This is a genomic window from uncultured Actinobacillus sp. (genome assembly GCF_945915845.1).
GTDB lineage: Bacteria > Pseudomonadota > Gammaproteobacteria > Enterobacterales > Pasteurellaceae > Exercitatus.
This window is the reverse complement of the sequence record NZ_CAMEFX010000010.1, coordinates 19,844-33,679: the sequence shown is the minus strand read 5'-3', so window position 1 is coordinate 33,679 and position 13,836 is coordinate 19,844. Positions and strand designations below refer to the sequence as shown.

Annotated in this window: 13 protein-coding genes; 2 read left to right on the top strand and 11 right to left on the bottom strand. The window is 36.3% G+C overall.

The window, feature by feature from the left end; genetic code table 11:
• Positions 1-9 precede the first annotated feature (9 nt).
• From Q0O89_RS04305 to Q0O89_RS04285, 5 genes are read right to left on the bottom strand one after another with little or no spacing between them, the layout of a single operon-like run.
• Positions 10-930 (bottom strand): amidohydrolase family protein, encoded by a 921-nt coding sequence (locus Q0O89_RS04305; protein ID WP_293730469.1) that lies wholly within the window; start codon positions 928-930, stop codon positions 10-12.
• A 13-nt stretch (positions 931-943) separates the two neighbouring features.
• On the bottom strand, positions 944-2,215 hold the full coding sequence (locus tag Q0O89_RS04300) for an MFS transporter (protein ID WP_273391941.1): 1,272 nt from the start codon (positions 2,213-2,215) through the stop codon (positions 944-946).
• 53 nt (positions 2,216-2,268) lie between these two features.
• Positions 2,269-2,895 (bottom strand): dihydroxyacetone kinase subunit DhaL, encoded by a 627-nt coding sequence (gene dhaL, locus Q0O89_RS04295; RefSeq protein ID WP_293730468.1) that lies wholly within the window; start codon positions 2,893-2,895, stop codon positions 2,269-2,271.
• A gap of 1 nt (position 2,896) precedes the next feature.
• On the bottom strand, positions 2,897-3,901 hold the full coding sequence (locus Q0O89_RS04290; RefSeq protein ID WP_293730467.1) for a dihydroxyacetone kinase subunit DhaK: 1,005 nt from the start codon (positions 3,899-3,901) through the stop codon (positions 2,897-2,899).
• A gap of 15 nt (positions 3,902-3,916) precedes the next feature.
• Positions 3,917-4,930: a 4-hydroxythreonine-4-phosphate dehydrogenase PdxA gene (locus Q0O89_RS04285; protein ID WP_293730466.1), complete on the bottom strand. Its 1,014-nt coding sequence runs from the start codon at positions 4,928-4,930 to the stop codon at positions 3,917-3,919.
• 339 nt (positions 4,931-5,269) lie between these two features.
• On the opposite strand from Q0O89_RS04285, the gene Q0O89_RS04280 reads away from it, so the two are divergent.
• Together Q0O89_RS04280 and Q0O89_RS04275 are read left to right on the top strand one after the other, a co-directional pair.
• Positions 5,270-5,866: a DUF6088 family protein gene (locus tag Q0O89_RS04280; protein WP_273402678.1), complete on the top strand. Its 597-nt coding sequence runs from the start codon at positions 5,270-5,272 to the stop codon at positions 5,864-5,866.
• Between the two features lie 8 nt (positions 5,867-5,874).
• On the top strand, positions 5,875-6,879 hold the full coding sequence (locus tag Q0O89_RS04275; protein WP_293730465.1) for a nucleotidyl transferase AbiEii/AbiGii toxin family protein: 1,005 nt from the start codon (positions 5,875-5,877) through the stop codon (positions 6,877-6,879).
• 90 nt (positions 6,880-6,969) lie between these two features.
• On the opposite strand, the gene tal is transcribed toward Q0O89_RS04275, so the two are convergent.
• The 6 genes from tal to araA all read right to left on the bottom strand — a co-directional run bounded on the left by tal (position 6,970) and on the right by araA (position 13,826).
• Positions 6,970-7,923: a transaldolase gene (gene tal, locus Q0O89_RS04270; RefSeq protein WP_293730464.1), complete on the bottom strand. Its 954-nt coding sequence runs from the start codon at positions 7,921-7,923 to the stop codon at positions 6,970-6,972.
• Positions 7,924-8,022: 99 nt separating this feature from the next.
• A complete protein-coding gene (locus Q0O89_RS04265) occupies positions 8,023-9,495 on the bottom strand; it encodes a tripartite tricarboxylate transporter permease (protein WP_273391922.1) in 1,473 nt (490 codons plus the stop codon).
• Positions 9,496-9,504: 9 nt separating this feature from the next.
• Complete coding sequence (locus Q0O89_RS04260) at positions 9,505-9,963, bottom strand: tripartite tricarboxylate transporter TctB family protein (RefSeq protein ID WP_273402683.1); 459 nt, start codon at positions 9,961-9,963, stop codon at positions 9,505-9,507.
• A gap of 30 nt (positions 9,964-9,993) precedes the next feature.
• Entirely contained in the window at positions 9,994-10,935 is a 942-nt protein-coding gene (locus Q0O89_RS04255) for a tripartite tricarboxylate transporter substrate binding protein (RefSeq protein WP_273402685.1), read from the bottom strand.
• A 655-nt stretch (positions 10,936-11,590) separates the two neighbouring features.
• The gene (araD, locus tag Q0O89_RS04250; protein ID WP_293730463.1) at positions 11,591-12,283 is read right to left on the bottom strand and encodes an L-ribulose-5-phosphate 4-epimerase; all 693 of its coding nucleotides are present in this window, start codon (positions 12,281-12,283) and stop codon (positions 11,591-11,593) included.
• 55 nt (positions 12,284-12,338) lie between these two features.
• Complete coding sequence (araA, locus tag Q0O89_RS04245; RefSeq protein WP_273402689.1) at positions 12,339-13,826, bottom strand: L-arabinose isomerase; 1,488 nt, start codon at positions 13,824-13,826, stop codon at positions 12,339-12,341.
• Positions 13,827-13,836 lie beyond the last annotated feature (10 nt).

Below are 13,836 nucleotides of genomic sequence, written 5' to 3'. Positions count from 1 at the left end.
TAAATATCACTAGATATTAATTTTGTAATATTTTTTTGCATTAGAAAAAAAGAGTTTATGCTGCTCACTCTCACTATAATCTTTCACTGCTTCTTTAAAACCAGTAAAAATTATATCTAAATCTCCACATAAACTATCCACTGGGAAATTACTTGCAAACATTGCTCTATCAACTCCAAAAATTTTTACTGTTTCTTGAATAATCCAACGGTTATTATCAAGACTCCAAGGTTTTTCTGGCAAACCAATACCTGATATTTTTATCGCAATATTAGGTACATCAGCCAATTGCGAAATTGATTTGTGCCAAGCATTTAACCCTTCTTGAGAACGATCAGATGGAAGCGCGGTATGATTTAAAATAATTAATGTATTAGGAAAATCTTCTGCTAACTTTTTCGCTTCGTGTAAATTCCACCAAGGTGTTTGCAAGTCAAAATCTAAGTTATATTTTCTTAATAATGCATAACCTTGACGCCATTTATCATCGCTCATCAGTGTTCTGACACCATTTTTGGCTTCTTCTGGTGTCAATGCACCAGCTGGTTTATGACGAACGGTACGCACTAATGGATAAGCTGACTGAGCTTTGAGCACATCTTCAATATCATCGTGATGTAACCAGGCTTGCGCAACCACTGCATTTGGCATACCAAATTTTTCAGCGACAGTATGAATGTATTTTGTTTCATCTAATGGCGCTTTCGGATCCCATTCCGCATCCACATAAACAGTCGCGACAACATTATGTTTTTCTGTTGCATCTTTTAAGTAATCCGGTGGTAAATACTCTTTTTTGATAGCAGTATAATCACCATAACGGAAAGGAATTAAAACATCAGGTGCTAACCAAGGATGCGGATTAATTTGTGGTTGCCAGAAGTGTTGATGCGCATCAATCATTGGACCATCATATAATTTATTTTCCATAACTCATCTCCTATTATTTATCTTGTTTACTCAATTTAATGCTTAATGTACCTAAGATATAAACCAAAGAGCAACCGGCAAAGAATAACAAGACGTTATCATAGTTTTTATTGGTTTGAGCAAGAATAAAACCGACTAAGATAGGAACAACAATACCACCAACACTACCAGCCATATTCATAATACCGCCAACAATACCTACTTTACTTTTCGGGGCAATTAATGCCGGGAAACTCCAATATAAACTTCCCCACATTAAGAAGAATGCCGCAACAGAAAGTGTTGCAATCGCAACCATTGGCTCATTCATTTTAGGCAATAATGAGAACGCAATTAATGTGCTTATACCAGAAACTGTCAACACAGTTTTTACTGCAATACGTTGCGCCACGCCTTTTTTCACTAAGGTATCAGAAAGGAAACCACCGCATAATGAACCAAAGGTGCCACATAAGAAGATAATGAATGTGGCATTACCAATGCCTTTAATATCAAATCCACGAGCTTGCGCCAAATAACTTGGTCCCCAAGTTAATAATCCAAAAAACATCATCGCCCAAGCCGCACGACCACATAGAATTGCCGCTAATGAGCCAAAAGGAACCCCAATACCTTTTGAAGCTGGCTCAGAATCGACCGCACTTTGAGAACAGCTATGTGATAATTCAATTAATGCCAATTCTTCTTTATTAACTAATTTATGCTCTTGTGGGGTGTCACGTAAAAATTTCCAAGAAATGAAACCTAACAGAATCGTTGCAATACCTGCAATGGCAAAAACTGTACGCCAAGAGCCAATACTTGCAATCATATATGCAATGATAATACCGCCTAATGCCGCACCTAATGGACCGCCGCAATCCATAATCACTGCACCACGACCACGTTCTTGTGATGACAACCAAGTTGCATTTAATTTTCCGCCCGATGGGAATAGTGGAGCTTCAGCTGCGCCCAACATAAAACGAGTAAGTAATAATGATATTCCCCCTGTTGCAAAGGCTGCTAGAGTTTGAAAGATCCCCCATAAGACAGTAGAACCTGTAATTATTTTACGCGGGCCATATTTATCAATAAGCCAGCCACCTGGAATTTGTAGTAATGCATATGCCCAAAAGAAACTACTTAAAATCAATCCTTGAGTTGTTGGTGATAAATCAAACTCCTTTGCAATAGTTGGCATTGCTATAGAAAGAGAAATACGATCAATGAGATTGATTACAACAAGGAGGAAAATTACTCCAAAAACAAACCATCGAATATTTGAGGCTTTTTGCTTTGTCATAGCTCATCTCCTAAAAAGGCGTAAAATGCTTTACGCCATTTCCTATAAAATAATTATGCTTTATTTACATAATCAAACATAAACTCCAAAATAAAAGACATTGAAACAGCACCTGGATCTATATAACCAATAGAACGTTCCCCAAGGCTTTTTGCACGTCCAAAAACAGCTACTTGATTTCTTGTATTCTCAGCACCATTAGCAGCAGCTATTGCCACGCGAGAAAGTGCGGTCACTAAATTTTCTGTTTTAGCTCTTTCAGATTCTTTCTCTGCCGCAACCAATGCATCCATCATCGTTTTATCACCAGGCTTAGCTCCACCACGTGAAAATACTCCTGCTGAACCTGCAACTAAAAATTGTGATAATGTTTGCGCATTGAATTCACTTTGACCCAATAATGCTTTGCCACCGGCTCTAAATAAGGTACCAAAAATAGCTCCCGAAGCACCTCCCATGCTTGACATCATTTTTGTACCAACCGTTAGAAATAAGTCACCAATATCTTTAGGCTGGAAATCAGTTTTTAATAAAGTACGGACAGCTTCAAAACCACGTTGCATACCCAACCCATGATCCCCGTCTCCAATCTTTAAATCTAGCTCAGTTAAGGTAGGTTCACTGGCAACCATTTGTTCTGATACATAAAGTAACATTGCTTTTGCTTCTATTACATTCATACTATTTTCTCCATTTAAAACTATCACAAGGCATATCGTAGAGTTGCTGCAACTCATCATCTAAACGGAATATTGTTACTGAATACCCAGCCATTTCTTGTGATGTACAATAGCTACCAATATAAGTGTCATATACACTAATACCGCGTTTTTCTAATTCTTGATGTACTTTTCTGTTTGCAATAAATAACTCCGTATAAGTGGATGCGCCTAAATTATTGATAGTAAGACATACTCTATCTCCTGCTTTTAATTCAATATCTTCACATAAGCGCTCAATAATTTCCCCATTTATATCATCTGCGTTTGTCATCTTTTGACGCCGGACACCAGGCTCTCCATGTATACCCATGCCAAGCTCTAATTCATCGTCAGCTAATTCAAAATTAAATTTGCCAGTTTCAGGTATTGAACAAGGTCCAAGTGCAACCCCCATTGAACGGGTATTAAAATTTGCCTTTTCAGTTACTGTATGAGCAGCTTCCAAATCATATCCTGCCGCTATCGCAGCCCCCGCTATTTTCAATACATACATATCTCCGGCAACCCCTCTACGTTCACTTATTTTTGATAAGGGTGCGGAAGATATATCATCAGTTACTCGTACTGTTCTCACTGGTATACCTTCTTCTTCCAGTAACTCTGCTGCGATATCAAAATTCATGTTATCACCAGCATAACAGCCATATACAAATAACACTCCTTTTCCTTTTTCTGCGACTTTGGCTGTCGCAATAATGATATCTGGGGATGGAGAAGCAAAAATCTCGCCTAGTGCAGCAGCATCTGCTAATCCACTTCCGACATAACCCGCAAACATTGGTTCGTGGCCACTTCCCCCGCCAGTTACAAGCACAGGCTTATTCTCAGCGATTGCATTATGATAAACCCCGCTATAGCCTTCCACTTTCACCAATTTCCCACCACAAGCATAAATTAACCCCTCTAATTGTTCAGCTGATACATCATGTGGATTATTTAATAACTTTTTAGGTTTTCTATTCATATTTTTTCTCCCTAATTATTCAGATTCTAATACGCCTTTTCCCATTCTTACGGCAATATCAAAGGCAGTCTCAAATGCCGTTGGAATAGCAATATTTTTTCCATACAAATCATAAGCAGTGCCATGATTGGCAGTTGTAATTGGAATTGGGATTCCTCCTTGTACAGTGACGCCGCGTTCAAAACCAAGTAATTTCAGGGCCGTAGAAAATTGGTCATGATACATAGATACCACACCATCAATTTTCAATCGCTCTACTTCTCGCATTGTTGTATCACTTGGGAAAGGACCATATAATTCGAACCCTAGATTTCGCCCTTCTTCTATAGCTGGTGTGATAATTTTTATCTCCTCATCTCCAAATACCCCACCTTCCCCACCATGAGGGTTCAATGCTTGTACGGCAATACGAGGATGTGTTACCCCAGACTGAACTAAAGAACGATGTAATAATTTAATGCAATCTACTACAGCTTTAATGGATAAATTAGGCACAATATCTTTAAAAGGAATATGAGAAGTTACGCGACTAGCCCAAATACCATCAACTACATTTAATTCACATACAAAATCATGATATTTTGTTTGCTCTGCGAACCAATGTAACTCATCTCGATATTTTAGCCCCCCTTTATGCATAGCCTGTTTATTGAGTGGCGCAAAGCAAATAGAATGAACCAAACCTTGCTGAGCAAAATCTACTGCTCGTTTTAAAGTTTCCAATATATACACGCCACTTTGTTCTGTTGCTAGGCCATATTCAAAAGGCTTAGAATGAGAATTAGGATGGTTCAGTAAAGCTGGCAATCCTGATTTAAACGAATAATCCACTAATTCGTTTTCACATATCTCATCAAAAATAGGATTAACTCTAGCAATATCAAACCCTTTTTTTAGTTCATCTTTATCTGCTATTAACAGTATATTCGCCTTTTCTCGTAATTCACTTTTTGCTAATAATTTAGCAACTAGTTCAGGTCCAACTCCAGCTGGATCCCCTAAAACCATTGCAACCGTTGGTTTTTGCATAACTATATCCTCACATAAAATGCTAACAGAGTATTAACGCCAATGATTCAAAAGTACACTCACATATCTTTTGTGCACTTATTAAAGCAAAATTTTGAGAATAAAAATGTGAATAAGATCACAATATAGAAAATATGTAGATAAGAAATTTAAGAAATGTGATTAAGATCACATAGAATGACATTTACGACCACTTGACAAACTCAGTATATCATTGAAACACTGCGCGCATCCTTATAATTCATCCATAGATTAAAATACTTTACTCTATTCTTTTCAGTGCTAAAATGTCAGAAAATATCGTAATTATTTATAAAGAAGAGAAAAAAAGGGGGCGATATGACCATAGCCAAACAAGTCAAAGAAAAAATTTTATCGTTTGACCGAGGATCCCTGTTTGCTTCTAGAGATTTTTTAAATATCGGAAATAGAGCAGTTATAGATAAAACACTATCAAGAATGGTAAAACAAGGCGAAATTGAACGCGCAGCTAGAGGTTTATTTTTCCGACCAATAAAAAATCGTTTTGTTGGTAATGTACCTGTAAAACTTGAAACTGTTATACACACTATTTCTAAACAAAATGGAGAGATAATTCAAATCCATGGGGCCGAAGCAGCCAGACTGTTTAAGTTAAGCACACAAATGCCGACTAAAACTGTGTTTTATACAAGTGGTACAACCCGAAAAATTAAGATCATAAATACAGAAGTACAATTTATTCATACATCTAATAAAAGAAAACTTCAATATGCTGGAACAAATATTGGATTAGCTATATCTGCTTTATGGTATTTAGGAAAAGAGTTGGTTACACCGACTGTTATTCAAAAATTAAAAGCTAACCTTAATAATGAAGAATTTATTACATTAAAAAATGCTAATTTAACCCAGTGGATGCAACATGCTATCCATAAATCTGAATTGCAAGTATAGGGGATATAATGGAAAAGGAATCCTACTTTAATCTAGCAGAATATGAACAAAGAGAACTTCTGGAATACTATAGCCATCATTTGTCAAAGCGAGATAAAATTCTTGAAAAAGATATTTGGTTATGTAAAGTTTTGGATATTCTTTTTAATATTCCCAATAAACACCCAATGGCATTTAAAGGTGGCACATCTTTATCAAAAGTATTTGGGGCAATTGATCGTTTTTCAGAAGATATTGATATCACGTTAGATTTTCACTCATTTCCAGTTTCCAAATCATTCCATCTAGGTATGAGCAAAAATAAAGTTAAATTATTAGCAGAAGCACTAAAAAAGAATACTAAGGAATATCGAGATCAAGTGATTGTGCCAGCACTACAAACTGCTCTCCAGGAATTACCTCAACATTGTGAAATAAAAACGGATGAATCAGGTGAAAAAATTTGGATTAGTTATCCCTCTGTGCTATCCCCAGCTCAAGCAAACCAATATATGAAAGAAGAAGTACTTATTGAGTTAGGTGGGAAAAATGTCATTGATCCAAACGAATTACATATAATTAAACCTGATATTGCTTATGAAAATGAGTTAATTATTTTCCCTGAACCAAATGTTGTTGTCTTATCACCACAAAGAACTTTTTGGGAAAAAGCAACATTAATTCATGTTGAGTGTCATCGTGGTTTAAGAGAAAATGCTGAACGCCTATCTAGACACTGGTACGATTTAGTAAAACTATATGAACAAAATATAGGTAAATTAGCAATTAAAGATTTTGAATTACTAAAAGATGTAGTAGAGCATAAATCCATTTTCTTTAATGCAAGTTATGCTAATTATCATGATTGTTTAAATAAAAGATTTAAACTATTACCTAATGAAAATGCCATTACTAAATTAAAGAAAGATTATGTTTCAATGACCCAAGCAGGAATGATCTATGATAGTTCTAGCTTTAGCTTTGAATACCTTATTGAGAAAATAAAAGAAATTGAATTCAAAATAAATTCATAAAATAGTTATAGTTAATCAAAAGAAATTTTTCTATTACACCACGTAAAAATGCGGTGATTTTTCACCGCACTTTGTAGCTTGAACGACAAATTACAACTTCGCTGCCAACATAGCTTCTAATTTTTCAATGTCTGCAGCGAATTTACGGATGCCGTCAGCCAGTTTTTCTACGGCCATTGGATCTGCGTTGTGTTCCCAATAGAATTCGCTTTCAGTCATTGGGGCAGGGCGGGCTTTCACTTCGCCTTGGTAGTCCAATTTGCGCACTAATGGCGCTTCGCTTTCTTGTAACTCTTTCAATAAAGCCGGTGAAATTGTTAAGCGATCACAACCTGCAAGCTCAGTGATTTCGCCGACATTGCGGAAACTTGCGCCCATAACCACCGTGTTATAGCCATATTGTTTGTAGTAGTTGTAGATTTGCGTCACAGAAATCACACCCGGATCTTCTGCCGGTGCGTAGTCTTTTTTGTCTGAATTGGCTTTATACCAGTCTAAAATACGCCCCACAAATGGCGAAATTAAATAAACGCCTGCTTCTGCACAAGCGCGCGCCTGCGCTTGAGAGAATAATAGGGTTAAGTTACAGTTAATATTCTCTTTCTCAAGAATTTCAGCAGCACGGATACCTTGCCATGTTGATGCGATTTTAATCAAAATACGATCATTGGGAACACCGGCTTCATTATATAAGCGAATGATTTTGCGTGCTTTTTCAATGGTACCTTGAGTGTCGTAAGAAAGGCGTGCGTCCACTTCCGTTGAAATACGTCCCGGAACCAATTTTAAGATTTCTAACCCGATATTCACCGCCAATTTATCTTCGGCATCAATTAATTGCTGGGCTTTATCGCTACTTTGCGCTTTTGCATAAGCCACCGCATCATCGATAAGCGAAGCGTATTGCGGTAACGCCGATGCGCTTAAAATGAGAGATGGGTTAGTTGTGGCATCTTGAGGTTTATAAAGTTTCATGGCTTCGATATCGCCGGTATCAGCCACCACAACGGTCATTTGTTTAAGTGCGTCTAATTGTGTTGTCATAATATTTCCTTCTAACAGTGGTATTAATGGGTTATATTCTTAATAAGAATTTAAAATAAATTTGTTTTCACCTGAGTTCTTATATTTAAAATAAATATTTCATTTATTTTGATTGTACTTTCTTATCATTGGCATAATTAATGCTAAGATAGTTGCAAGAATAAAGAATACAGAAATTGGGCGTTCCAAAATACTGAACCAATCACCTTTTATCATTGTTATAGTTTGCCCCAATCTCAACTCTAAAACGCCACCTAAAATTAAACCGATTGTCATTGGTATAACTGAAAATCCAAATATTCTCATGAAATACCCTAATATGCCGAAAATTAGTGATATATAAATATCAACAATAGATAAGTTCACAGCATATGAGCCTACTACACAAAGTACAAACACTATCGGCCATAATATTGATGTAGGAATGAATGTTACTCGAGCAAATAATTTGGCGCCAAATAGCCCAATAAAAAAGAAAATCACATTTGCTAGAAGCATAGCCCAAAAGATTGTGTAAACAATTTCACCTTTTTCTATAAAAAGGTTTGGCCCTGGATTAATTCCATGAACCATAAGCCCAGCTAAAATTACTGCCGCAGTTGGACTGCCAGGAATTCCTAGAGCTAAGCTGGGTACCATAGAGCCCCCAGTTGCAGCATTATTAGCGGCTTCTGAACCTGCAATTCCCTCAATAGCACCTTTGCCAAATTCTTCAGGATGTTTAGACCAGCGCTTAGCTTCATTATATCCAACGATAGATGCAACTGTTGCACCTTCGGCAGGTAAAATACCGATGAAAGTCCCCAAGCCAGTAGAACGTAAAATAGTTTTCCATATGCGCTTATAATCTAGCCAAGTTGGCAACTTGATTTTGTCAATTTGAACAAGATCTTTAGATTGCGCTGAAACTGAGGCTTGTATAAATAGCTCACTAATTCCGAATATACCGATCATAACTGGGACTATATCAATGCCATCATATAAGGCGGCAATTCCAAATGTAAAACGATCAACCGTAGTCAATGGATCTACTCCTATTGTGGCTATTAATACACCAAACATACCAGATAATAAATTTTTTAACACTGAACTGTTTCCCACTGTTGCCAACATTGATATTGCAAAAATGGTAAGAGTTAAATATTCTGGTGGCGCAAATTTATATGCAATGCTAGCAAGTAATGGGGCAGCTATCATTAAACAAATAACACTTAGAACACCCCCTATGCCTGATGACACAGCAGCAATTCCTAATGCTCTTCCGGCTTCTCCTTTCTGTACTAATGGATAACCATCTAAACACGTAGTTGCGCTAGCAGAAGTACCAGGCGTATTAATTAAAATTGCCGTAATTGCACCAGCAAATGTTGCCGCACAATATATAGTTAACATAATTGTTGCAGCTGAGATAGGATCCATTGTAATCGTAAATGGTAAAATTAATGCTACTCCAGTTGTTGCATTCAAACCCGGAAGAGAGCCAATTAATATCCCACCAATGGAAGCTATTAGGATCCAGGCTAATAATTGAAGATTAGCTAAATTAGTTAATGCAATAAATACTGTTTCCATAATCTGTACCTATTGTAAATAATTTATTATTCCACTTGGAAATTTTACATCTAAAAGTATTCCAAATAATAAATAGATAAAAATGGGGAGAACCACTCCTAATAAAATAACAGAAGATAGTCTCGCTTTCTTTGACCATAGTATATGAATAGCTAATGTAGTTAATGCAATAGCCAAGAAAAAATCAATATATAACAACAAAATAAACCCTAAAAAGATTAACATCATTTTAAGTACTATATGATTAAATGACATTTCATGTTCATTTGTTGGATTTATATTACTTCGTAACCATATTTGAATAGCTAATATAATAATTATCGTTGCACATATAATAGGAAAAGTTGATGGCTGTAATCCTCTTTGTAATATAGGAGGCAAGTCTTTAAACTGAGAAGCAAGATAAATTGTAATACTTGCCAATAATATAATAATTAAACAAACCCAAAGTTCTCTCTTACTTCTCATATATTCCTCCTAATCAAACCTATACTCTAATTATTGAATAAAGCCAAGTTGTTTTAATGAGTTATACATTTCTTTATCAGTATCTTCTAACTGCTTACCCCAAACATCCTTACCAGCAACAGAAGAAGCATCAAGCCCTTGATTTTTCAAGAATTGTTGAAACTCTGGTTTAGCCATTGCTTCTAATAGAGTAGTTTCAAGTTTTTTTACAATATTATCAGGTGTTCCTGCTTTTACGACAAACCCCCGAACTGTTGATAAGCTTACTGGGATACCTAGCTCTTTAGCTGTTTGGGTATTAGGTAAAGCTTTCATTCTTTCATCAGCTAAAACAACTATTGGGCAAACCTGGCCAGCTTCAATTTGCACTTTAGCTTCCCCTAAATTTAAAACGCCAACATCTACCCCTCCAGCAACAATTTGAACTGCGATCTCATTAGCGCTATCAAAAGGAATGACTTGTGCCGTTTTTATTTTGGCTTTTGTCGTAAATGCAAATGCTGAAACATCATCAATTCCACCTAACTGAGTAGTTCCGTAAGTCAAAGCATGTATTTTTTGAGCTTCAATAAATTCACCACCATTTTTGAATCGACCGCATTTGCTCATCAAAATCTGAGGATCATCAGTTGCTCTTGCTAAAGGAATTAAGTCTTTTAGTGATAATTTTGATGTCCCTTTGCTAATTTCTGCTGCTTGTCCACTAGTGTAGGTTAAAATTGTATAGCCATCAGCTGGTTGAGCCGCAGTATAATCTAAAGAAAGAATCCCGCCGCCGCCTTTCTTATTCACTATCAAAATTGATTTACCCAGAATTGGCTCTGAAAGACTTGCAACCATACGCGCGGTTAAATCTGTTCCTCCTCCAGCCCCCGAATGGGTGACAATTTCTAAGGAATGAGTAGGGAAAGAATGTGCATTTATCGAAATTGCACTAAAAACTGCAAGTAAGAAAGTTTTTCTCAATTTCATAAATTACTCCTAACATAAATATTTGGTTAAATAAAATAGCTAAATAATATACAAAATATTTAATTCAATGCCTAAATTGAACATTTGATCATTGATTAAACTTTTGTAATATTATTAATAGCATATTTCACACATAAAAAAAGTGATCCGTATCACAGATTGAAATATAAAATGTAGAAATTTAAAAATAATAATCAGCTAATGTATAGAACCACTAAAACTAAGAAACAAAAAGGAATAGGGAATTTGCGAAAAAAATGGAAACAAGAGGAACAGAACCATTGAAAGCAGGGTCTTCAACGAGAAAGCCCCTTTGTTTTATTGTACTTAGATTTTAAATTCAGCATATAATAAAAATCCCTATTGAGTGAAAATTTCAATAGGGATTTTAATGTTTTCAATCGGTTAAATCTTTGTGCAAGTTCTACATAACACCGTACTTTTGAGTGTAATAGCAACTATTTTGTCTATTACACTAAATACTATTCTCCGCAAAATCTGTGCAAGCTATCAAAATGTCAAAAAGAAAACGGTGCCGTTAGTGATAAAACGAACATAAAATACATCTTTGGCTATTTAGGTTCATAAGATCCATTATATGTAGAGAATATCTAAGAAATTAGATACATTTGCCAGCCATTTTTCTCACCGTCCATTACTGACCATAATAAGCATTAGCACCATGCTTCCGTAAGTAATGTTTATCCAAAAGTACTTGTTGCATGGAAGAAAGTGTTGGATTAACTTGCTGGCTAAACAAGTTCATATAGGCAATTTCCTCTAATACAACAGAATTATGGACAGCATTATCGGCATCCGTTCCCCAAACAAAGGGACCATGGGACTGCACTAACACAGCTGGCACTTGCAGTGGCTGAATATGTCGTGTTCTAAAGGTTTCTACAATCACCTTACCTGTTTGAAGTTCATATGAATTTCGAATTTCATCATCAGTTAATAAACGTGTACAAGGAATGGCACCATAAAAATAATCCGCATGGGTTGTACCAGCCGCAATTAAATCTTGACCTGCTTGCGCCCAAATTGTCGCATGACGTGAATGTGTATGCACAATTCCACCAATATCAGCAAATTGGCGATAAAGCTCAAGATGGGTAGCTGTATCTGAAGAGGGTTTCTTATTTCCCCATACAATATTCCCTTGCAAATCCACGATCACAATGTCATTTGCCGTCATCGTTTCATAATCTACGCCAGAGGGTTTAATCGCGATCAAGCCTAAAGTGCGGTCGATTTCACTCACGTTTCCCCAAGTAAATGTCACCAAATTATATTTAGGCAATTTAAGATTAGCTTGAAGTACTTTTTCTCTGAGTTCTTTTAACATTTTTGACCTCCTGAAAAATAAAATGCGGCGAAATTTCACCGCACTTTTAGGAAAATTAACGATAGGCTACATCATTCCAACGTAATTCATTTTTTAATGTTGCCAATTCAGTTTTCGCATTAATATTGATAAATTCGATACCAAAATATTCCGCAAATGTTCTTAACATATCTGCATCAATATCTAAACTAAAGACATTATGGTGCGCGCCACCTGACAAGATCCAAGCTTGAGTACCCGTATCAAAATCGGGTTCTAACTTCCAAAATACATGACCTACGGGTAAATTTGGCATATCTTGCGGTTTATCTACTGCTTGTAATTCTGCAGTAATCATGCGGAAACGATTTCCTAAATCGACAATGGTAGAGGCTGTCGCCTTGCCTGATTTGGCTGTAAAGATAAGGCGTGTAGGATCATCTTTGCCACCAATACCCAATGGCTTGATATCTAAAACAGGTTTCTCTTTTGCAATCGATGGACAAACTTCAAGCATATGTGCAGCAAGTACCACTTCATTATTTTCTTGTAAATCATAAGTATAATCTTCCATAAATGAGCAACCATTTGGCAATCCATAACTCATGACTTTAATGGCGCGAACTAATGCAGCGGTTTTCCAGTCACCTTCAGCACCAAATCCATATCCTTGCGCCATTAATCGTTGCACAGCTAAACCAGGCAATTGTTTAATACCATTTAAGTCTTGGAAGGTATCCGTAAAGGCTTTAAACCCACCTTTATCTAAAAATGCTTTTAAACCTAACTCAATACGAGCCGAGTCAATTAATGATTGGCGTTTTTCTCCGCCAAGTTTAAGGCTATCGACTAAGTGGTAACTTCTTTCATATTCCTTAACTAGATTATCCACATCTTCATCTTTAACCGCATTAATACTATTGGCTAATTGATATACACCATAACCATTTACGCTATAACCAAATTTAATTTGCGCTTCAACTTTATCCCCTTCTGTCACAGCAACTTCGCGCATATTATCGCCAAAACGCGCCACTTTAAGATGTTGTTGGTCATAAATTGCGGCTAAAACTCGCATCCAACGCTCTATTTTTTGTTTGACAGTTTCACTTTGCCAATGCCCAACGACAATGGTTCTTGGTTTACGCAAACGAGAAACCATAAAACCAAATTCACGGTCACCATGTGCCGTTTGATGTAAATTCATATAATCCATGTCAATTTCATTCCATGGAATATTTTTATTTAGCTGTGTATGAAATTGGAGTAATGGTTTATTTAAACGTGTAAGTCCACCAATCCACATTTTAGCTGGCGAAAATGTATGCATCCACGCAATGATCCCTACACAATTTTCTTCATAATTTGCCGCTTGGCAAATAGCTAAAATATCTTCTGGCGTTGTAGCTAAAGGTTTAAGCTTAATTTGAATAAATGGGTTTTGTTTATTCAAATATTGAGTAATTTGTTCCGCATTCGCATTGACTTGCTGAAGCGCCGCATCTCCATATAAATCTTGGCTACCCACAACAAACCAAACTTCAAGTTTTTTAAGAAATTCCATAAGATTCTCC